The 21,669-nt window shown below is 61.8% G+C and carries 18 protein-coding genes; 6 read left to right on the top strand and 12 right to left on the bottom strand.

What is annotated here, in order from left to right; translation table 11 throughout:
• Positions 1–55 precede the first annotated feature (55 nt).
• Entirely contained in the window at positions 56–1,030 is a 975-nt protein-coding gene (locus tag MAFF_RS02430) for an alpha/beta hydrolase (protein ID WP_010909307.1), read from the top strand.
• A 107-nt stretch (positions 1,031–1,137) separates the two neighbouring features.
• On the opposite strand, the gene MAFF_RS02425 is transcribed toward MAFF_RS02430, so the two are convergent.
• Positions 1,138–2,559 carry a DEAD/DEAH box helicase gene (locus MAFF_RS02425; protein WP_044547546.1) on the bottom strand — a complete coding sequence of 474 codons (1,422 nt, stop codon included), beginning with the start codon at positions 2,557–2,559 and terminating at the stop codon, positions 1,138–1,140.
• A 392-nt stretch (positions 2,560–2,951) separates the two neighbouring features.
• Here MAFF_RS02425 and MAFF_RS02420 point away from each other — a divergent pair, with 392 nt between their 5' ends.
• Positions 2,952–4,484: an acyl-CoA carboxylase subunit beta gene (locus MAFF_RS02420; protein ID WP_044550377.1), complete on the top strand. Its 1,533-nt coding sequence runs from the start codon at positions 2,952–2,954 to the stop codon at positions 4,482–4,484.
• Positions 4,485–4,524: 40 nt separating this feature from the next.
• Here the strand turns inward: MAFF_RS02420 and MAFF_RS02415 are convergent, their stop codons facing one another.
• Both MAFF_RS02415 and MAFF_RS02410 read right to left on the bottom strand, forming a co-directional pair.
• Positions 4,525–6,525 (bottom strand): hypothetical protein, encoded by a 2,001-nt coding sequence (locus MAFF_RS02415; RefSeq protein ID WP_044547545.1) that lies wholly within the window; start codon positions 6,523–6,525, stop codon positions 4,525–4,527.
• Positions 6,522–8,060, bottom strand: a complete 1,539-nt coding sequence (locus MAFF_RS02410) for a bifunctional ADP-dependent NAD(P)H-hydrate dehydratase/NAD(P)H-hydrate epimerase (protein WP_010909303.1) — start codon at positions 8,058–8,060, stop codon at positions 6,522–6,524. The genes MAFF_RS02415 and MAFF_RS02410 overlap by 4 nt, the downstream gene beginning before the upstream one ends.
• A gap of 356 nt (positions 8,061–8,416) precedes the next feature.
• Between MAFF_RS02410 and MAFF_RS02405 the strand changes: the two genes are divergently transcribed.
• From MAFF_RS02405 to MAFF_RS38935, 3 genes are all read left to right on the top strand, one after another.
• Positions 8,417–8,755, top strand: coding sequence for a P-II family nitrogen regulator (locus tag MAFF_RS02405; RefSeq protein WP_006205430.1), 339 nt, complete (start codon positions 8,417–8,419; stop codon positions 8,753–8,755).
• Positions 8,756–8,816: 61 nt separating this feature from the next.
• Positions 8,817–10,226 (top strand): type I glutamate--ammonia ligase, encoded by a 1,410-nt coding sequence (gene glnA / locus MAFF_RS02400; RefSeq protein ID WP_010909302.1) that lies wholly within the window; start codon positions 8,817–8,819, stop codon positions 10,224–10,226.
• Between the two features lie 694 nt (positions 10,227–10,920).
• Positions 10,921–11,085 carry a P1 family peptidase gene (locus tag MAFF_RS38935; RefSeq protein ID WP_196771793.1) on the top strand — a complete coding sequence of 55 codons (165 nt, stop codon included), beginning with the start codon at positions 10,921–10,923 and terminating at the stop codon, positions 11,083–11,085.
• 119 nt (positions 11,086–11,204) lie between these two features.
• On the opposite strand, the gene MAFF_RS02395 is transcribed toward MAFF_RS38935, so the two are convergent.
• Positions 11,205–12,245: a glutamine synthetase beta-grasp domain-containing protein gene (locus MAFF_RS02395; RefSeq protein WP_010909300.1), complete on the bottom strand. Its 1,041-nt coding sequence runs from the start codon at positions 12,243–12,245 to the stop codon at positions 11,205–11,207.
• A gap of 316 nt (positions 12,246–12,561) precedes the next feature.
• Between MAFF_RS02395 and MAFF_RS02390 the strand changes: the two genes are divergently transcribed.
• Complete coding sequence (locus MAFF_RS02390; protein WP_044547541.1) at positions 12,562–12,753, top strand: DUF2735 domain-containing protein; 192 nt, start codon at positions 12,562–12,564, stop codon at positions 12,751–12,753.
• An 80-nt stretch (positions 12,754–12,833) separates the two neighbouring features.
• Here the strand turns inward: MAFF_RS02390 and MAFF_RS02385 are convergent, their stop codons facing one another.
• The 8 genes from MAFF_RS02385 to MAFF_RS40480 all read right to left on the bottom strand — a co-directional run bounded on the left by MAFF_RS02385 (position 12,834) and on the right by MAFF_RS40480 (position 21,664).
• Positions 12,834–14,723: an MFS transporter gene (locus MAFF_RS02385; RefSeq protein ID WP_010909299.1), complete on the bottom strand. Its 1,890-nt coding sequence runs from the start codon at positions 14,721–14,723 to the stop codon at positions 12,834–12,836.
• Positions 14,724–14,906: 183 nt separating this feature from the next.
• The gene (locus MAFF_RS02380; protein WP_044547538.1) at positions 14,907–15,698 is read right to left on the bottom strand and encodes an ATP12 family chaperone protein; all 792 of its coding nucleotides are present in this window, start codon (positions 15,696–15,698) and stop codon (positions 14,907–14,909) included.
• A 12-nt stretch (positions 15,699–15,710) separates the two neighbouring features.
• Complete coding sequence (locus MAFF_RS02375) at positions 15,711–16,583, bottom strand: DMT family transporter (RefSeq protein WP_010909297.1); 873 nt, start codon at positions 16,581–16,583, stop codon at positions 15,711–15,713.
• 47 nt (positions 16,584–16,630) lie between these two features.
• Positions 16,631–17,611 carry an RluA family pseudouridine synthase gene (locus tag MAFF_RS02370; protein WP_010909296.1) on the bottom strand — a complete coding sequence of 327 codons (981 nt, stop codon included), beginning with the start codon at positions 17,609–17,611 and terminating at the stop codon, positions 16,631–16,633.
• Between the two features lie 62 nt (positions 17,612–17,673).
• On the bottom strand, positions 17,674–18,048 hold the full coding sequence (gene crcB, locus MAFF_RS02365; RefSeq protein WP_010909295.1) for a fluoride efflux transporter CrcB: 375 nt from the start codon (positions 18,046–18,048) through the stop codon (positions 17,674–17,676).
• 47 nt (positions 18,049–18,095) lie between these two features.
• Complete coding sequence (locus MAFF_RS02360; protein WP_010909294.1) at positions 18,096–19,751, bottom strand: hypothetical protein; 1,656 nt, start codon at positions 19,749–19,751, stop codon at positions 18,096–18,098.
• A gap of 248 nt (positions 19,752–19,999) precedes the next feature.
• Positions 20,000–20,830, bottom strand: coding sequence for an aspartyl/asparaginyl beta-hydroxylase domain-containing protein (locus tag MAFF_RS02355; protein ID WP_032930185.1), 831 nt, complete (start codon positions 20,828–20,830; stop codon positions 20,000–20,002).
• A 159-nt stretch (positions 20,831–20,989) separates the two neighbouring features.
• Positions 20,990–21,664 (bottom strand): DUF930 domain-containing protein, encoded by a 675-nt coding sequence (locus MAFF_RS40480; RefSeq protein WP_244420704.1) that lies wholly within the window; start codon positions 21,662–21,664, stop codon positions 20,990–20,992.
• Positions 21,665–21,669 lie beyond the last annotated feature (5 nt).

The raw sequence follows: 21,669 nt of genomic DNA, 5'->3' as shown, positions 1-21,669 counted from the left end.
CGTTGCCTGTTCATGGCCACCGCCATAGGCTTGTTGTTGTTGCGTGGAGTCTGCGATGGGGCGACGGATCGTGCTTGCTGTGCTGGCCCTGGTCGCCGTCCTTGCATTGGCCTTCGTCTACGGTCCACGCGTTCCCGTCAACACCACGATCCGCTTTGACCCCTCTGTCATCGGTGACGATCCGCAGGCCTATGTGGCCAAGGAGGAGGCCGCCGTGCCCGGTATCCGCGACGGGCTGGAGAAGGAGATCGTCTGGGCCAATCCTATGGTGCATGCCAAGACGCCGCTGTCGATCGTCTACATCCACGGTTTCTCGGCCTCAAAGGGCGAGGTCCGCCCGCTGCCCGACGACGTGGCCGACCTGCTCGAAGCCAATCTCTTCTACACCCGCCTGACCGGTCACGGGCAGGACGGCGCGGCGATGACGCAGGGCAGCGTCAATGGCTGGATCAACGACTATGAGGAAGCGCTCGCCATCGGCCGGGCGATCGGCGACAAGGTGATCGTCATCTCGACCTCGACCGGCGGCTCGCTGGCGGCATGGGCAGCAACGCAGCCCGGCGCATCGAATGGGGTGGCTGCCATTGCGTTCATCTCGCCCAATTTCGGCGTAAAGGCATCCGGCGCCGAGATCCTGACCATGCCCTGGGGCAAACAGATCGCCGAACTCGTGATCGGCAAGGAGCGCAGTTTCGTGGCGCGCAACGCGCTGCACCAGAAATTCTGGACCACCAGATATCCGGTTGCCGCGACGCTGCCGATGCAGGCATTGACGGAACTCGCCTATAGGGCGCCGGTGGAGAAGGCTGATATCCCTGCCCTGTTCATCTTCTCGGATTCGGACAGGGTGGTGCGGCCAGACCGCACTCGCGAGATCGCAGGGCGTTGGGGGGCACCGCACGAACTGGTGCCGGTCGACGACACCGGCGATCCGGACAACCATGTCATTGCCGGCGATGTGCTGTCGCCATCGACCACGGCATTTCTCGCGCAACGGATTGCCGTCTGGGTCGAGGCGGTGGCGAAGTAGAGTGCAGAGACGAAAAGGGCGGCTGAAGCATCGCTTCAGCCGCCCTTTCTCTATCAGTTAGGCAACCAGCCAAGCGCCAAGACTTGGCCGACCGCGACGAGGCTTGGTTAAGCAGCCCGCGCTGCCGGACGCTTGCCGCCGAAACGGCGCTTGTTGTTGCCCTTGAAGGGCTTGGCGCCTTCCGGCTTGCGCTCACCGGCAAAGGCCGGCTTGTCGCCGAAGCGCTTCTTGCCAAAGCCGTTGCCCTTGTTCTCGCCGCCCGGCCGCCTGCCGTCGCGACGGCCATTGCGGTCGTTGCGATCATTGGCGGGCTCGAAGCGCTCGTTCTTTTCAGCCGGATTGCGCTGCGGATCGGGGCTGCCGAGATGGTCGGCAACGATCGGCAGCTTGGTGCGGATGATGCGCTCGACCTGGCGCAGCTTGCTGTTCTCCGAAGGATCGCAAAGCGTGATCGCGATGCCGTCCATGCCGTTGCGGCCGGTGCGGCCGATGCGGTGGACGTAGCTTTCAGCCTCGTCCGGCAGGTCGAAATTCACGACATGGCTGATGCCGGGTACGTCGATGCCGCGCGCCGCGATGTCCGTCGCGACCAGAATGCGGACCGATCCCTCACGGAAATCGTTCAGCGCCTTCTGACGGGCATTCTGCGACTTGTTGCCATGGATGACGGCGGCCTTGAAGCCATCGCGCTCGAGGTCCTTGGTCACCCTGTCGGCGCCATGCTTGGTACGGGAAAAAATGATGACGGACTTCATCGCCTCGTCTGCGAGCATCGTCGACAGCACCTGGCGCTTCTGCTTGGTGCGGGCGAAGACGACGCCCTGGACGATCTCAGCCGCCGCGGTGCTTTGCGGCGAGACTTCGATGCGGACGGGGTTCTTCAACAGGCCCTTTGCCAGTTCGGCGATCTCGTCCGGCATGGTGGCCGAGAACAGCGCCGTCTGGCGGTCAGGCGCGGTCGCCTTGGCGATGCGCTTGACGTCGTTGATGAAGCCCATGTCGAGCATGCGGTCGCCCTCGTCCAGCACCAGCCATTTGGTATCGGAGAGGATGAGGTCGCCCTCGCGCACCAGGTCGGTCAACCGGCCGGGCGTGGCAATCAGGATATCGACGCCGGGAGCAACCTTCTTCACCTGGCTGAAGCGCGAGACGCCTCCCAGCACGAGTGCCGTCGAGACATGGGCGCCCTTGGCGAGGATCTTGATGGTATCCTCGATCTGCACGGCGAGTTCGCGGGTCGGCGCCAGGATCAGCGCGCGGGTCGTCTTGGCGCGCCGCTTGGTGCCGAGCGCGATGATCTTCGACAGGATGGGCAGCGCAAAGGCCGCGGTCTTGCCGGAGCCGGTCTGCGCGATGCCGAAAATGTCACGGCCTTCCAGCTGCGGCGGGATTGCCTGCATCTGGATCGGCTTCGGTTCGGTGAATCCGGCATTGTGGGTGGCCTTGAGCAGCGCACCCGTGATTCCCAGCGCTGCGAAACCGGAGAGTTCCGCGGTGACGTTGCTGGGCAATGTGTTTTCGTTGGTCAAAATAATCTTCTTTCACGCGGCTTCTTGGCCGCAAACATCAATGGCGGCGGGGCGCAACCTGCCGTCGAAAAATTTGATATGAAACGACAAGGCGGGCGGACGTGTGCGTCCACTCGGCTGCGCTGTCGTGCCCGCAGCCATCATGCCACGGGGCTTTTTCGCCGCCTTGCCGATTTGCCGGAAAGAGGGAAAACAGACGCAACCAGTCTCATTTGTCGAGAAGGCCGGAATCTCCCGGCCCAAGCGCCTATGGGCTGCATATGGCTGAGTTCGCCCCGGAATGCAAGGGGCGTCATGTTGCAGTGCAGCAAAAACCGACCCGAAAGCCGACGCTTGCGCTCCCCGACGGGCATCATTACCACAAAAGCAGCTTCTATTTTGGGGACCGAGCGATGAAGGACGTGCTGAAGGAACTCGAGCGCCGGCGCGAAATCGCCCGCATGGGTGGCGGCCAGGCCCGCATCGACGCCCAGCACAAGAAGGGCAAGCTCACCGCCCGCGAACGCATCGAGGTCTTTCTCGACGAAGGTTCGTTCGAGGAGTTCGACATGTATGTCGAGCACCGCTCGACCGATTTCGGCATGGAGAAGACCAAGATCGCCGGCGATGGCGTCGTCACCGGCTGGGGCACGGTCAATGGCCGTCCAGTGTATCTTTTCGCCAAGGATTTCACCGTGTTCGGCGGCTCTCTTTCAGAAGCCCATGCCGAAAAGGTCATCAAGGTGCAGGAGATGGCGCTGCGCAACCGCGCGCCGATCATCGGGCTCTACGATGCCGGCGGCGCGCGCATCCAGGAGGGCGTCGCAGCGCTCGGCGGTTATGCCGAGATTTTTCAGCGCAATGTTCTCGCCTCCGGCGTCATTCCTCAGATTTCCGTGATCATGGGTCCGTGCGCCGGCGGCGACGTCTATTCGCCCGCGATGACCGACTTCATCTTCATGGTGCGCGACACCTCCTACATGTTCGTCACCGGCCCGGATGTGGTGAAGACCGTGACCAACGAGACGGTGACCGCCGAAAGCCTCGGCGGCGCTTCGGTGCACACGACGAAATCCTCCATCGCCGACGGCGCCTACGACAATGACGTCGAGGCGCTTTTGCAGATGCGCCGGCTGGTCGACCTCCTGCCGGCTTCGAACACATCGGACATTCCCGAGATCGAATGCTACCAGTCGGTCACCGACCACGATTTGTCGCTCGACCGGCTGATTCCCGACAATGCCAACAAGCCCTACGACGTCAAGGAACTGATCCTGAAGGTCGCCGACGAGGGCGACTTCTTTGAGATCCAGCAGAGTTTCGCCAAGAATATCGTCACTGGTTTCGGGCGCGTCGAGGGCCGCACCGTTGGCTTCGTCGCCAACCAGCCGATGGTGCTGGCCGGCGTGCTCGATTCCGACGCCAGCCGCAAGGCGGCGCGCTTCGTGCGCTTCTGCGATTGTTTTTCGATCCCGATCGTCACTTTCGTCGATGTGCCGGGCTTCCTGCCCGGTACCGCCCAGGAATATGGTGGGCTGATCAAGCACGGCGCCAAGCTGTTGTTCGCCTATGCCGAAGCGACCGTGCCGAAGATCACCGTCATCACCAGAAAGGCCTATGGCGGCGCTTATGACGTCATGGCCTCAAAACATCTGCGCGGCGACATGAACTATGCCTGGCCGACGGCGCAGATCGCGGTGATGGGAGCGAGAGGCGCGGTCGAGATCATCTACCGCAAGGACATTGGCGACGCGGAAAAGATCGCATCCCATACAAAGACTTACGAGGATCGCTTCCTGTCGCCCTTCGTCGCTGCCGAGCGCGGCTATGTCGACGAAGTGATCATGCCGCACTCGACCCGCCGCCGTATCGCCCGGGCGCTGCGGATGCTGCGCAACAAGGACATGCAGAACCCCTGGAAGAAGCACGACAACATCCCGCTGTGAGGCGACCGATAGGTCTCTGCCTGAGGTAGCCGCCGAACACTCATTCCTCCCCGGCCGCGCCGAACCCCGCGTCCCTGGGCGCGCTGGTAGCGCTCGCCCAGGGTGTCGCGTGGTTGTCGATACGCATCTGGAAGATGAAATAGGTCGGCGAGCAGAAGCCGATGCCTTTCACTTTAGCGTCGCCCGGCGTGTCCGGCGGCAGCGACTGGCACATGTAATCCTCGCGGCAGAAATGATCGGCCGAGCAGGCCGGTCGGTTGCCGCGATTGACCGCACCGCCGAGGCACTGGTCGAAATTGTTGGTCGCCACGCAAGTGTCGAATTTCTTGCCGCCGACCAGCCCGCAGATTTCGTTCGGCATCGGCTTGCCCTTCTTGAAGGCGGCGAAGTTGCGATCCTTATCGTCGCAGGCACGGTAGGCAATGCCCGCCGGCACGCCGATCTTGGGCGGCCGGCAGGTATAGGCGGTCCGCGAAATCCCCGGCGCGAAGGCGGCGAACTGGCCGGTGATCTTGTAGCGATCGTTGAAAGGCTGCGACGGGTTGCTGGCGATCGAACCCGTCAGACAGGGATGGCCGGAGAACATCTTTTCACTGTCCTTCGGCAGCAGACATTGCGCCAGAGTGATACGCACATCAGATGCTGTCGCCAGCGGCGTGCAGACCGTGCCGCCACCGCATTGCCAGGTCGCGCCGAAACGCTTGGCATCCTCCGGCATCAGGCACGGCATCGCCATTTTCGCCGGCGCATAGTCGATGTCGCCGGTCTCGGTCCAGGTGGCGGGCGGCGCGAAGGACAGCGGCCGATAGCGGTTCGGCTCCTTGCCTTCCTGCGTTGCACGCAGCCAGGCCTGGCGCCGGGGAATCTCGGCATGGAGATGCGGCGAGATGCCGACCTCGATGCGGTTGAGCGGCGATGTCGTCCTGTCGTCGAGGCCGATGAAGTGGAAGCCGGCCGTGGAACCCGCCTGGTGACAGCCCTGGCAGGAACCATTGTCCAGCCGCTCGACCAGCCCCTCGGGCGTGCGCACCAGCTTCAGCGAGGAATAATCGAGCGATACGAATTCGTTGGGTTGGAATATTTGCGAGAACGGATGGTTGGCCTGTCTTGCGCTGCCGAAGGTTGACCACGAGATGACCTTCTTCGCCAGAAATTCGTTGGGGAGTTCGTAGACGCCGACATCGACGGAGGCGACATTGGCGCTGACATAATCGGCGAGGCTTTTCCTGAGCGCCGCGTCTTGCGAGAGCCGTGCGGTGTCCGGCGTATTTTCCAGCGGCTTCTCGCCGACGGCGGCGCCATCGATGCCGAATATCCGCATGAGATAAGCGGCCTGCCCGCCGAATTCGGTCTCCTGGCCGGAGGGAAAGCGCACGACTTGCGCATTGAGTTCAAGCTGCTTGAAGGTCAGCCCGGCCCGCTCCAGCGGCCCGCCAGTCAGCCAGCCGGCATCGACGCCCTCATCCAACTGCGGTGTCCAGCGTCCGGAAACGCCGACACAGCCGCCATCGGCATCGGGTGCCGCGCTGTAGACGGCATTGAAGTTGAATGGCAGCCGCGAGGCCAGGACCTTGCCGTCCTTCGTGAAACTGTACGCCAGGCGATAGATGAAGCGCACCTCGCCGCAGCTCTTGTCACCCTCCAAGGCAGCGAAATCACGCCGGTCGAGCCGGTTGACGACGCCGACCAGCCGGAAGCGCGCCGCCTCCGTCTTCAGCCAGCGCATATCCATGATGCGACCGACATTGCCGTCGGTCACCTCGTAGAGCGTGCGCCCGCCGGCCTTCATCTCGGCGCGCAGCGTGGCAATGTCTGATGCCACCGTGTCGACGATCGCATGATAGGCCGGCGCCTTGGCATAGAGCGTCTTCAGATCGTCCGCGCCATCGGCGCCGAAAATGCCGGCAAAGCCAAAACCCTTGGCATCGAGGGTGGCGAGAACCGCTGGATCATCGACGACGGTCACCGGCTGCTCGGCGCGCACGCCATGCGATGCGAACAGCGCGATGACGGCCGCAACGGCGAGCGCGAAACGCTTCATTCGACGGGCACCTTGCGACGTGCTTCGACCAGTTCGCGCAACACGGGTACCAGTGCCAGAGGCAGATCCTCGGCAATCAGCCCCGCACCAAACCGGCTGCCGGCCTCGGCATGGATCCACACCGCCGCGCAGGCCGCTTCGAACGCCGGCATGGCTTGCGCCAGCAGACCGGCTGATATGCCGGACAGCACGTCGCCAGACCCGGCAGTGGCAAGCCACGCCGCGCCATTGGAATTGATCGCCGCCCGGCCGTCGGGCGCGGCGATCACCGTGTCGGCACCCTTGTAGACGATAACGGCATTGGCACGTGCGGCCGCCGCACGCGCCCTGTCGAGCTTGGACGAGGCATTGTCATCGGCGATATCAGGAAACAGCCTGGCAAACTCCCCTTCGTGCGGGGTCATCACCAGGGCCGGCGCATGCGGCCCGCGCGCTGCTTCGAACAAAACGCCTTGCTCATCGCGAAACGCGGTGATCGCGTCGGCGTCGAACACAAGGCCATCGACCTGTGTGGCAGCATCCTGAGCTGGTCCAGAGGCGAGGAGCGCTAGGCCAAAGCTCCGCGTTTTGTCACCAACGCCGAAGCCAGGGCCAAGAACGAAGGCCGAAGGCCGGCGTTCGCCGACAAATTCCCTGATGTCCGCGACATCATCGGTCTTGCGCAGCATGATCGAGGTCAGATGGGCCGCATTGACCTGCATGGCGTTGCCCGGCGACAGCACGGTCACCGCCCCTGCCCCGCTTCGAGCTGCGGCAAGCGCCGTCAGCCGCGCCGCCCCGGTGGCGCTCGGCCCGCCGGAAAAGACGCCGACATGGCCGCGTTTGTACTTGTGTGCGTCGACGGCCGGCACCGGGAAATCACGCAGCCAATGCGCCGGCCTGTTCTCGAACGTCCGGGGCTGGAGCCGTGCGATGATGTCGTCGCCGATGCCGATATCGGCGAGCAAGATCTCGCCGCATCGCTCAAGGCCCGGCAGGAGCAGATGGCCTGGCTTCTTGCGCGCGAAGGTCACGGTGACGGCGGCGGTAAATGCCACGCCCAAAACTCTGCCGCTGTCGCCGGAAACGCCCGAGGGCAGATCGACCGCGACAACTGGCAAACGCCGATCGGTGGCCACGCCTACCGCCCTGGCGGCATCACCGGACAGCGGCTTGGACAGTCCTGCCCCGTAAAGCGCATCGACTACGATCGAGCCGGACTCGGCTTCGAAGCCCGACAGTGGCCGGGACGCGATCGGGCACTGTGCCGCGGCAAGTGCTGCGTCGCTTTGCGGCCTCGGCGCACCGGACGCCCAGATCGTCGTGGCAACGCCGCTGCCAGCCAGGATGCGGGCGACGACATAGCCGTCGCCGCCATTGTTGCCGGGGCCGCACAGCACATGCACGCGGCTCGCGGCGGGATAACGCGCCAGGACCACGGCGGCGACCGCCTCGCCCGCACGCTGCATCAGGCCATAGCCATCGAGCGGGCCAGCCGCAATCGTCAGCCGATCCGCCTCGCCCATTTCGGCGGAAGTAAGAAGTTCATCGCTCATGGATTGCCGATCCGCATTCGATCAAGCATTGTCCAGTTTTCGAGCCGAAGCAAACGGGAGGAGTTCATCATCAGCTGCGGCCATGTCGCCAGGAGGGGTATCAAGGCGCGAAGATGCCCATTCACTGGGCGATCTGCCTAATTCTTATGCGGACGCAAGGGCTGGCACTGTGTAGGCTTTTGCAACCCATGCCGCATCCGATGCATCGAATGACGCGAATTTGCACCTCGGCGCGACGTGACTTGGAAATCGTATGAAACCGCTTCGAATCCAGCTATCTGGCACAGTTCGTGCTTGATGGAGGCGCAAGCGGGGGCTCACAACCCGTTTTTTTGGCAGTGGAGGCCACTTTTTACATGAAAAAGATCGAAGCGATCATCAAGCCATTCAAGCTGGACGAAGTGAAGGAAGCGCTTCAGGAGGCCGGACTGCAAGGCATCACCGTGACCGAGGCCAAGGGCTTCGGACGCCAGAAAGGCCATACCGAGCTTTATCGCGGCGCCGAATATGTCGTCGATTTCCTGCCCAAGGTAAAGATCGAGGTCGTGCTCGGCGACGATGCGGTCGAAGGTGCCATCGAGGCCATCCGCAAAGCGGCCCAGACCGGGCGTATCGGCGACGGCAAGATCTTCGTCTCCAATATCGAGGAAGTCGTGCGCATCCGCACCGGTGAGACCGGAATGGACGCGGTCTGACGCGACCATCCTCCAAAAAACGTCATCCATCAAAAAACGTCATCAAACAGGGATACATGACATGACGACAGCCAAAGACATCATGAAGCAGATCAAGGACAACGACGTGAAATTCGTCGACCTGCGCTTCACCGACCCGAAGGGCAAGCTGCAGCACGTAACGATGGATGTCGTCGAGGTCGAGGAAGACATGTTCGCCGATGGTGTCATGTTCGACGGCTCCTCGATTGCCGGCTGGAAGGCCATCAACGAGTCCGACATGGTGCTCATGCCCGATCCGGACACGGTCCACATGGATCCGTTCTTCGCGCAGTCGACCATGGTCATCCTGTGCGACATCCTCGATCCGGTCTCGGGCGAATCCTACAACCGCGACCCGCGCGGCACGGCCAAGAAGGCCGAAGCCTACATGAAGTCGGAAGGCATCGGCGACCAGATCTTCGTCGGCCCGGAAGCCGAATTCTTCGTCTTCGATGACGTCAAGTACAAGGCCGACCCGTACAACACCGGCTTCAAGCTCGACTCCACCGAACTGCCGTCAAACGACGACACCGACTACGAGACCGGCAATCTCGGCCATCGCCCGCGCATCAAGGGCGGCTATTTCCCGGTGCCGCCGATCGACAGCGCGCAGGACATGCGCTCCGAGATGCTGACCGTGCTCGCGGAAATGGGCGTGCGCGTCGAAAAGCATCACCACGAAGTCGCCGCCGCGCAGCACGAACTCGGCATCAAGTTCGACACGCTGGTCCGCAACGCCGACAAGATGCTGATCTACAAGTATGTCGTGCACCAGGTCGCCAACGCCTATGGCAAGACGGCCACCTTCATGCCGAAGCCCATCTTCGGCGACAATGGCTCGGGCATGCACGTCCACCAGTCGATCTGGAAGGGCGGCAAGCCGACCTTCGCCGGCAATGAATATGCCGGCCTGTCGGAAAGCTGCCTGTTCTACATCGGCGGCATCATCAAGCACGCCAAGGCGATCAACGCGTTCACCAACCCGCTGACGAACTCCTACAAGCGCCTGGTGCCCGGCTATGAAGCGCCGGTGCTGCTCGCCTATTCCGCGCGCAACCGTTCGGCCTCCTGCCGCATCCCGTTCGGCTCGTCGCCGAAGGCCAAGCGCGTCGAGGTCCGCTTCCCCGATCCGGGCGCGAACCCGTACCTCGCCTTCGCAGCCATGCTGATGGCCGGCCTCGACGGCATCAAGAACAAGATCCACCCCGGCCAGCCGATGGACAAGGATCTCTACGACCTGCCGCCGAAGGAGTTGAAGAAGATCCCGACCGTCTGCGGCTCGCTGCGTGAAGCTCTCCAGAGCCTCGATAAGGATCGCGGCTTCCTGAAGGCCGGCGGCGTCTTCGACGACGACCAGATCGACAGCTACATCGAACTGAAGATGGCCGAGGTGATGCGCTTTGAAATGACCCCGCATCCGGTGGAATACGACATGTACTATTCGGTGTAAGAACCCGTACTGATAACATTGAAAAGGCCCTTGAAGGATTTCCCCCTTCAAGGGCCTTTTGCTGTTCGTCAATGCTCATCGATGGCCGCGCGCGTGGCCAGCCACGCAACAGCGAGCACTCTCTTTTGGTTCTAAAGGATCGTTTATGGCGCGGCTTGCCAGGTTCTGTGGCCGCCGGCGGAAACCGCAATGAAGGCTGGTGGGCTGCCTTCGAGCGAGCAATCGAACGCCAGGAGCGAGCGGCGCACTGCCTCAGGCTGCAATGCCCGCTCGTCCGGCGCCCCCGCCAATGCCGTCGTTCAAGAAACCCCGCCCCGTTCGAACAGCATCGCTTTGGCGTAACCCATGGCCACGAATACGCATACAGTGGCGTGATCTGTCAACGTCGCCGGACGAAGGCATAAATCGCGGATTTCTATGTATGAACAGAGGCTTATAGAGAGGATCGTTGGAGTACGGATGAGCTGAAACAGGCAGTTTTCCGGGCTTTTTCGACGAAGTCGAGAGCGCACGACACCAGTGGCGGCAAGTCGCGTCGGCCAAGAGCTTCTCCATCCGGCGAATTTGCCCGGTCCTTTTCAACCTGACTTTTTTTGGGGGTATTTGCTCCACCGGCCAGCACGACAAAAAGGAACCCCGGCAAAGGCCGGGGTTCTCGCAAGGACAGCGCGTTGGAGGGTGACGCCTATCCTGCATGGACGATTTCTATGCAGCCGTCGTGCAGGCGACCGAGGAGGCGGTGCTCAATGCGCTGGTCGCCAACTCTGACATGATCGGCCGCGACGGCAACCGCAGCCCTGGCTTGCCCCATGCCAAAGTGCTGGCGGCGCTGAAGGTGCGTGGGGCTGTCGCCGGCTGAGAACGGCAGACGCACCCGCACCTCGCAAATACGAAAAAGCCCTGGCGTTTCCGCCAGGGCTTTTTCGTTGCAGAGTTTCGGTCGCGGCGAGGACCTTGCGATCCGCGCCGCGAAAACACTCAGGCGGCGGCCGAGACCTTCGCGTCGGTCGCAACCTGCGAGATCGTCTTCAGCACCTGCGAAGCGATCTGGTAGGGGTCGCCCTGGGAGTTCGGACGACGGTCTTCCAGATAGCCCTTGTAGTCATTCTTGACGAAGGAGTGCGGCACGCGGATCGATGCGCCACGGTCGGCGACGCCATAGCTAAACTTGTTCCACGGCGCGGTCTCGTGCTTGCCGGTCAGGCGCTTGTCGTTGTCCGGCCCGTAGACGGCGATGTGGTCCATCAGGTTTTTGTCGAACTGCGCCATCAGGGCTTCGAAATAGGCCTTGCCGCCGACTTCGCGCATGAACTTGGTCGAGAAATTGCAGTGCATGCCCGAGCCGTTCCAGTCGGTGTCGCCGAGCGGCTTGCAGTGGAACTCGATGTCGATGCCGTAAGTCTCGGTCAGACGCAGGAGCAGGTAGCGCGCCATCCAGATCTGGTCGGCGGCCTTCTTGGAGCCCTTGCCGAAAATCTGGAATTCCCACTGGCCCTTGGCCACTTCGGCGTTGATGCCTTCATGGTTGATGCCGGCCGCGAGGCACTGGTCGAGATGCTCTTCGACGATCTTGCGCGCGACGTCGCCGACGTTCTTGTAGCCGACGCCGGTGTAGTAAGGGCCCTGCGGCGCGGGATAACCGCTCTCCGGGAAGCCGAGCGGGCGGCCGTCCTTGTAGAAGAAGTACTCTTGCTCGAAACCAAACCAGGCGTCCTCGTCGTCGAGGATGGTCGCGCGGCTGTTCGATTCATGCGGGGTGACGCCGTCGGGCATCATGACCTCGCACATGACGAGAATGCCGTTGGTGCGGGCCGGATCCGGGTAAAGCGCCACCGGCTTCAACACGCAATCGGAGCTGCGGCCTTCGGCCTGCATGGTCGAGGAACCGTCGAAGCCCCACAGCGGCAGCTGTTCGAGCGTCGGGAATTCGGCGAATTCCTTGATCTGCGTCTTGCCGCGAAGGTTGGGGACCGGGGTGTAACCATCGAGCCAAATGTACTCGAGCTTGTATTTCGTCATTCTAGCCTCTCGTTGCTTGTTCACCGAACACCAAACGGCGTCGACACACGTCTGCCGTCGGCAGCCGGCGCTGCCGATCCCTAAAATGCAATTCGTGTGCCACTCCGACTTCGGCGGGTGCGGCAAAATGGCAGGGATATCGCGTCGAATTTGCTGAGCCGCCTCATCACTGGGCCTATATCAGTCAAACCTGGATTATGCATAAATCTTAGGCAATTACTGATCTTTTCGTAGGCATATTGCCTAAAGGAATCGCAAGACCTATCTTGCAGTAAAGCTGAATCGACACGCTCCTGAAAAAGAAAGGAGACCGCCCGTGGAAGTCGTCCCCTCCCGTCCATCGGCAAAAATTCTGATGTTCCCTCTGGCAGCGCGCAAATCTGCCTCAAATTTAGGCGCGAAGGCGAAATTCGCGGCAGAGATCGCCTCCTTGCGTTACACACACGCCGATTTTGACGGCTGGTATCACGAGGCGGCCATCGAGGAAGAAAATCAGCCAAAGAGCTGATCCGCTTCTTCAAGTTGAAACATGAAAAAGCCCGGCGTGATCGCTCACGCCGGGCTTTCTGTTGGTCGATGATCCGTGGGCTACTCCTTGGCGCGGAGGTCGGTGCCGAGCGTATCCTTGACGAAGATCATCCCGATGATCAGCGTCATCGCCGCGATCACCACCGGATACCACAGACCAAAGTAGATATCGCCCCTGTAGGCGCTGAGCGCGAAGACCGTTGCCGGCAACAGACCGCCGAACCAGCCATTGCCGATATGATAGGGCAGCGACATGCCGGTGTAACGAATGCGGGTCGGGAACATCTCGACCAGGATCGCCGCGATCGGCCCGTAAACCATTGTCACGAACAGCACCAGGATGAACAGGATGCCGATCGTCATCGGCCAGTTCACGGCGGCCGGATCGGCGAACATGGCGAAGGCACCGCCGCCCGGTATGTTGTAGACGGTGACCTCTGGCGCGCCGGCGGCCTCCTCTGACGTCACCAACTTGTCCTTGACCGCCTGCTCGGTCGGCACGGTTGCCTTCTCGCCGCCGCGAATTGTAGCCGCGTCGAGCTTGAGTTCAGGATTGGCCGCGATGAAGGCGTCGAGCTTCTGGTCCGCCACCTTGATCGCCGCACGCTTCAGCGGATACCCGCCGTCCTTAAGCGACATGTTGACGGCCTTGACGAAGGCGGCGTCCTTGGCCTTGGCTTGGTCGCCAGCGGCGACCGCGTCGTAGGACGCCACCGTCTCGTTGCCGATCTTGACGGTAGCAGGCGTTCCGGCCGCGGCAGTCGACACCACGTCAAAGGGAACCGAGTTCTTGGTCAGGAACGAAGTGGCGATGTCGCATGACGTCGTGAACTTGGCGGTGCCGACCGGGTTGAACTGGAACTTGCAGTCGCCGGGTGCCGCGGTCACCGTGGCGCGCGTGTTCTGCTGCGCGGTGGCGAGCGCCGGATTGGCGGCCCAGGTCAACGCCTTGAACAGCGGGAAGGTGCAGACGATGGCCAGCGCAAGCCCAGCCATGATGATCGGCTTGCGGCCGATCTTGTCGGAGAGCCAGCCGAACACGACGAAGAAGATCGAGCCGAGTGCCAGCGCGATCGCGATCATGATGTTGACCGACTGCGCATCGACCTTCAGCACGTTCTGCAGGAAGAACAGCGCATAGAACTGGCCATTGTACCAGACCACGGCCTGGCCAGCAGTGAGGCCAAGCAGCGCCAGCAGTGCGATCTTGGCATTCTTCCACTGACCGAAGGCTTCCGAAAGCGGTGCCTTCGAACCCTTTCCTTCGTCCTTCATCTTCTGGAAGGTCGGCGATTCCGAAAGCGATAGCCGAATCCAGATCGAAACGGCGAGCAGCACGAAAGAAACAATGAACGGAATGCGCCAGCCCCAGGCGGCGTAGGTTTCCTTGCTCAGGGAGCCCTGAACAATCAGAATGACGATCAGCGACAGGAACAGGCCAAGCGTCGCCGTCGTCTGGATCCACGACGTGTAGAAACCGCGACGGTCGTCAGGCGCGTGCTCGGCGACGTAGGTCGCCGCACCGCCATATTCGCCGCCGAGGGCCAGGCCCTGTAGCATGCGCAGGGCGATCAGGATCACCGGAGCCGCGATACCCAAGGTCGCATAACCGGGCAGCAAGCCGACCAGGAAGGTCGACAGACCCATGATCGTCATGGTGACGAGGAAGGTATATTTGCGGCCGACGAGGTCGCCGATACGGCCAAACACCAGAGCCCCGAACGGGCGCACAAGAAAGCCGGCCGCGAACGCCAGCAGCGCGAAGATGTTGCGCGTCGCCTCCGGAATGGTCGGGCTGAAAAAGGTCGAGCCAATGAAGGCCGCCAATGAACCGTAGAGATAGAAATCGTACCATTCGAAAACGGTGCCGAGCGAGGAAGCGAAGATGACCTTCTTCTCTTCCCGCGTCATGCCGCGGCTCGTTCTGCCGGCGGTTGATGCCATTGCCATAGAGTTGTCCTCCCGTGAGACCCTGTCCTCGATGCCGGGCGCCGATGTTCGCGCTCTCCTCCGAACGCGGACTCGGAAATGCCGGGCCATCACGGGAAAAATGACAGAAAGCGACCGCCGACGGCAGAGCGACGATGGGATTATGACTTTGGTATTAGGTGCAGTGCGGCAATCGCTTTGGGGTCAGACCTTGAGCGCTTCGAGAAGGCTGACGACGGCCATCATGTCGCGTTTGCGGGCGGCGCGTCGCGCGACCGCTTCGGCGTCCTGCCCCCAATGTTCGATCTGCCAATCCTCGTCGACATGGCCGGCGGCCCAGGCAGCCTCGGCGTCGAGCTCGCCGAAATCGACCGCCAGCGCCAGCAGCGCCGAACCGGTCAGCGAGGTCATGAGGTGGATGGCGGCCAGCCGCAGCGGCTCGGCGCGTTGATTGAGATGACTGCCCAGAACGGCGATCGTCTCACGCGGCTGCTCGACATGGATGATCCCCTCGGCAAGGTTGAAGCGAGCCCCCAATGCAGTGCGCACCCAATCGATGACCGGATCCCACTGCTCGTTCTGCCGCTCGACCAGCCCCTGGGGGGCGTCGGCGCGGTAACAGAGCAGATCCGACGAGGCAAAACGCAGTATGTCTTCCAGCACCGCCTGCGGATCGCTCGCAACACCGTCGATGGCGGTGTTGACCAGGCGCATCACCGGCATCGTCACCGGATTGATGGTCTCGCCCTGTTCCGCGAATTCGTCTGCAACCAGCACAGCCGCCGCCTCGGTCGGGAGCGCCAGCAGCGCCTTGCCCGGCGTGCGCACCGGCTTGCCGTCGAGATGCACGGCGAAACCTCCGTCTATCGGCGCAACCGAAGCGGTCTTGTAGAAGCGCTTGGGCAGCGGCGTCTTCATCTGGATCTGGGCGCGACGCACCGGATCCGGATCCGAAAGATACTTGCCCGCTTCGAGGTCGTTGAGGATGTCACGCATGAAAAATCTCTCTCACACCGGTGTCAGCTTGCGTGCCGGCCGGTTGACGATGATCAGGCCCGCCGCAATCAGGCCAAGTGCCAGAAAAATGCGCATGGTCAGCGGCTCGTTCAAGATGACCGCGCCGCACAAGACGCCGAAAACCGGCGACAGGAAGGTGAAGCTGGACAGGCCGGAGGCCGGATAGCGGCGCAGCAGCCAGAACCACAGGACGTAGGTGAAGGCGACAATGTAGATCGCCTGGAAAAGCAGCGCCAATGTCGGCAACAAGGACGGGTCGCGCACCGGCGGACCGGCGAGAGGCAGGACCAATATGCCGACCATCGCCGCGCCGGCGAGTTGATAGAGCAGCAGCTTTTCGGCGCTCGCCTCGACTAGCTTCGACCGTTTGATGAGGATGTTGGTCAACGCCCAGAAAAACCCGGAGCCGAGACTGAGCAGATCGCCGAACAGCATGTCCCCGCCGCCGCCAAGCTTGTCGGAAAAGACCGCGGCAAGGCCGGCGAAGGCCAGCAGCAGGCCGAGGAACTTGCGCATGGTGATCTGTTCGCCAAGCAGGAGGTGACCGCCAATCAGCATCCAGAACGGCATTGAATTGACCAGCAGTGTGTTGCGGGCAACGGTCGTATGCTCCAGGCCGACATAGAGGCAAAGGAACTCGATGCCGAAAAGCACGCCCACGGCAATGCCAGCGAGCAATGTGCCATCGCGCGTGAAAAGAGCGATGCCGCGCCAGCGACACCAGAGGAAGACGCAGAAGCCACCAATGATCGAGCGTGCGATCGACAGGAAGACGGGGTCGTAGCCGGCATAGGAGATTTTGGCGGCGACGTAGTTCAGGCCCCAGGAAAAGGTCAGGCCAACCATGATGGCGGCGACGGCCATGTCGACTGTATCGCGCCGATCGAGCGCGTCGGTGGCGCCGCTCAAGATCAATCCTCCGCGCTGGCGTCGTCGAAGCCGATCAGGTTCCAGCTCTGGCGCATATGCGGCGGCATTGGCGCGGTGACGTCGATGAGGCCCTTGTCGGGATGCGGAATGATGATGCGGCGCGCATGCAGATGCAGGCGGTTCTGGATGCCGCCGGGGAAATCCCAGTTGGTGTCGGCCTCGAAATATTTCGGGTCGCCAATGATCGGGCAGCCGATATAGGCGGCATGGACGCGAAGCTGGTGAGTGCGGCCCGTATAAGGTTCCATTTCCAGCCAGGTCATGGTCTGCGCCGCCTGCTCGATGATGCGGTAGTAGGACACGGCGTGGTCGGCGCCTTTTTCGCCATGCGCGGCGACCCGAACGCGGTCACCGTCCTCGGTCGGCTCCTTGATCAGCCAGGTTGAGATCTTGTCCTCGCGCTTCGGCGGCACGCCCTTGACCAGCGCCCAGTAGGTCTTCTTCGTTTCGCGGGCACGGAACGCTTCCGACAGTTTCATGGCGGCCAGTCTCGTGCGGGCGACGACCAGCACGCCCGACGTGTCGCGGTCGAGCCGGTGGACCAGCCGCGGCTTCTCGCCCTTCTGGTTGCGCCAGGCTTCCAGCATGTCGTCGACATTGCGGGTGACGCCCGAGCCACCCTGCACCGCAAGGCCCGCCGGTTTGTTGAAGACGAAAACCTTCGGATCCTCATGGATCAGCATTTTCGCCAGGACGTCGGCATCGCCCTGGTTGCGGATCGAATGGCCGGTCAGCGCACTCTCGCCCTTCTTGTCGACCTCGAGTGGCGGGATACGCACCACCTGGCCAGGCTCGACACGGCTGTCGGCCTTGACGCGGCCGCCATCGACGCGGATCTGGCCGGAGCGCAGCAGCTTCTGCAAATGGCCGAAACCAAGGCCTGGGAAATGGGTCTTGAACCAGCGATCGAGCCGCATGCCCGCCTCGCCGGCCTCCACCGTGATCTGTTCAACGCCTGCCATTTTTTTCTTCGCTTATCCGTTTCCAAAGCAGGGCTTAGCCTGCGCTTGGCGCGGCAATAGCATTAAGGCAGGCTTCTTGCGAGCCAAAGACCCAAAAACAGGGCGATGATCGCGCCAATGACGCTGGCCAGCGCATATCCAAATGCCGGCAGCGTGGCTCCGCGCTCCCATAGCGTCGCGAAGTCAAGCGAAAAGGCGGAAAAAGTCGTGAAGCCGCCAAAGATGCCGGTGGCGACGAACAGCCTAACTTCGTTCGACCCGCCGCGGCGCGCCAGGATGGCGATGAACAGGCCCATGGCAAAGGAGCCGACGATGTTGATCGCCATCGTGCCCCAGGGATAATTGGGGCCGACAAGACGCAGCGCGCCCATATTGGTGAGATGGCGGATGCCGGCGCCGATGCCGCCGCCGACGACCACGAGAAGCAGATTGAACATCGTCGTCTACTGCCCGTGTTGAGGCGGTGGCGTCAATCCCTTCGCCGTCACCATTCAGGCGCTGCCCAGTCCGGATACTTTTTCCTGAATTCAACATAGAGGGCATCGAGCTCGGCCTTGCTGACCGGGCGTACCTGTTCGTAGAGATAGCCTTCGACACCGCCGGACAATTGGTACTGCGCAATGCGCCGGTACGCGGCACCGATGCCCTTGCCTTCAAGAATATACTGGTTCGGGATCGTGACGCAGATCTGCGCGCCCGGTTGCAGATGCGTAACCGGCCGGTCGGTCACGACGACATATCTGGATTTCAATGCGTCCGGTTGGAACCGGTCACGACTGTCTACCTGACAAATCCATCCGACATGGGCAACAAGGTCCCGTTTCATGCCGAACAACAGGGCGTCGCTCATCACAGGACCCGACGCAAAGACCGAAAAACGGTCCTCCGGTCCCATTCTGGCGACGAGGTCATCGATCAGGCGCCTGTATTCGGGGAGATTGTCGAGGCGAAGTGGGAGCGTAGCTTCCCCGGCGAAGACAAAGCCCACTGGGGACAACAGCTGACGGCCGGCCGGAAAAAACGTGCCCAAAAAAGCGAAGCCGGCAACAACGGTCATTGCGGCGGTCGGCCATCGTGATTTCAGTCCCGGCACGGACACGATCGAAACGATCGCCTGGGCATAGGCGGGAAAGAGCCAAAGAAACATCGGCAAGGAATGATGACGTTCCGGGTCCTGCGTCCGGATGAAAACCAGGAAGGTGAGCACCGAGGCCATGGCACAGAACACGGCAAATCTGTTGCGACGCACAACCGAGATGTAGAGGCCCACTACAATCAGCGCCCAGTTCAGATAGCTGAGCCGGGATCCGACGTCACCGAGCTGGGTGACAAAGGTCGTCTTGTATCCGCTGTAAAGGTCGGCGTAGCTGGTTTGCAGAATCTTGGCGATCAGCGGCAGCTGGAAGTTCAACGCCGTCGCGGCAATAAGGAAAATCGCACACGCGCCGCCCAGAGCCGCGTTGCGCAAGGCCGGCAGATCCCGCTCCCTTGCGATCTGCAGCAAACAGAAAAATGCCGCGGAAACGGTGATCCCTATGGCTCCATAGGCGTACCAGCGGCGCAGCATGAACGCCAACCACAGGCAGGCGCCGACGGATATTCCGCCTATCACCGGTTCGCGGGTCAGGAACCTGGATTTCCAGAGAAAATAGGTTGCCGCGGTCAGGGCGAGGCAGCCGGCAATGTCAGGCATTCCCCGAAGCGTCGGCGCCCAGAACGGCGTGTACAGGAAGGCCGCGATCCAGACGGCGATCCAACTTCGGGACGGCGTCTCGGAGAACGCCTCCTGATAGCTTATTCTGCCTATCAAAAGAACCGCCGGGACCAGATAGACCGCGACTATTCCGGCGATGAAGGAAAGCCTTGAACCACCGAAAACAAGGTGAAACGGCATCAGGGGCACCAGGATCGCCACGCCGTAATCTTCCGTCGCGATGGAGGTGCCCAATTGGCTCAGCCATTCGAAAGGGCTCTCGACCAAGAGCGCGCCCTGCTGGTTGAACATGTTGAAATAGGCCGCGAAGTCCCAATAGTAGACGGACTCTTCGAGATTTATGTACGCGGCGCTGACGGCAATTCCAAGCAACAAGGTGCACAGGTAGGTACCCGTCCAGAATCCGAAGATTTTGTTCTTTGTCACTTGAGGCCGCCAAGGAAGGAAGAGACAGAACTACGGACCAAAGCCGGAGCCACCCCTGACGCCGCCAGGAGCCGCTCCGGCGAATCTTGTGACAAGATTCATATAATGAATTGTTGAGAGCCCAAACGGGCCTTTGCTTAAACGAGCACCTCGCAAGCATGGAAAACGCGTTAAAAGGGGCGTCCGAAGAAGCAGCCGGCGGAGGTCTTGCTTGCAACCGCCGCCGGCAGCGCTGACGGATTCTCAGTTCAGGTGGTTTCGACCTTCTTCGGCTTGGTCGAGCCGATCATCTTCCAGTTCTTGTAGAACATCGAATTGATGCGCTCGACGCTGACCGAGACAATCGCGAGCATGCCGGCAATGAGTCTCGGGAACGGGGACGGCCTGATGATGTCCATGAACACGCAGTAGCGGCGGCCGTCATATTCGTTGACCGAACGATGCAGCAGCGTGTCGTCGAAAATGAACTGCGGATTGTCGTACCAGTAGTTCTTGACGTTGCCGCATTCGACGAAGATTTCCGCTTTCACCGGGACCAGATTGTAAAGGATGCGCAGGCTGAGCCGCAGCGGGCCGAAATGCCAGGAGGTCGATTCGCGCTTGCTGAAGACCGAAACGGCGATGGTCTTGATGTATTTGAAATCCTTGTTGAACTCGGCGACGTTGTCGATCCGGTGCTTGCCGTACCACTGGTAGACATACATGCCGCGCCGGCCGACACCGAAATTGGCATCGATGTCGGCGATGATCTCGTCCTTGCGCGCCCTGAAGATGTCTAGGACCTCATTGACCTCGCGCTGATAATCCTCCGGAAACTGCTCCAGCTTCCACACGCCGGGATTGCGGTAGCAGAGCAGATCGACCAGCAGGTTGAACGGAGACAAGAGCCAGGTGAACAGGCCGTTGCCGAGGAAATAGCCCGAGAACAGCGCCAGATCCTTCCTGTCGTTGCGCAGCACGTCGATCAGGCCGCAGACGATGAAGATCGTCGTCAGAATGGGGATGAAGTAGAAGCCAAGAGCGAGAAGCGGGATGGCGATGGCGAATTTGCGAAGGGACTTGCGAAGGGTTTTTGTCATTTTTCCACGCGCGGAGCGCGATCCTGTTGCGAATGAGTGTGCCCAATCTCGGCAACGACCACCGCCCGGCCGTGCGCCTTGATAAGGTTTTTTGGGTCGCCGCACAACGCCACGACGTCGTGGCCTGGCAGTTGCCTGGTGGAATTTGCCAGACTTCGATCAATGCACCGCTGGCAAGCCGAGCTCATCCCATTTGTCCCTGGCCACGGGATCGCCGACCAGGAACTCAAAGCCGATGACGCTTTCGCCGTCCCGTGCGAGCCGGCATTTGAACTTCAGACTATACCAGTTTTTGCGACTGCGGAAAGCCGCGCCGTCGGCGGCAATCGTGGTGCCGCGGACCTTCTCCTCGGCCGTTGCGTAAGGCACGACGCGTTCCGGCCGAAAGTCCGCCCGCCATCGCCGGATCTGGTCCATGGCCTCGAGATTGCACAACTGCACCATGCGTTCGTCGGAAGCGAAGGTCGCGAGATCGGCGCGTGCCTGCCGGCTGCGCGGATCGGCGAGCGTCTTGGCCGACAGCATTTCGGTCGGCCGAATCATGGTCGGCGCGGTGGGTGGTGTAGGTCGAGGAGCGCTCGGCGTTGGTGTTGGTGCGGACGCTTGCGCCTCGGGCGCTGGAAGCGGTGCCGGCGCCGGCGGCCTTGTCGAGGCCTCGAACTGCTGCGGCGTCAGAATGTCCACCGACACCCTTTCCTCGTCCAGCCGCTTCGGCCGCTTTGGCAGCGGCATCAGCGCCAGCATCGCGGCCAGTAGTGCATGGAGAGCGACCGAGGTTGAGATGCCCCATGGCGAGGCCTCGCTGCGAAGCGTGACGACCACGGGGCCACGCAAATCAG

This window comes from Mesorhizobium japonicum MAFF 303099 (genome assembly GCF_000009625.1).
GTDB classification, from domain to species: domain Bacteria; phylum Pseudomonadota; class Alphaproteobacteria; order Rhizobiales; family Rhizobiaceae; genus Mesorhizobium; species Mesorhizobium japonicum.
The sequence above is the reverse complement of the archived record's forward strand: the minus strand, read 5'-3'. Positions and strand labels throughout refer to the sequence as shown.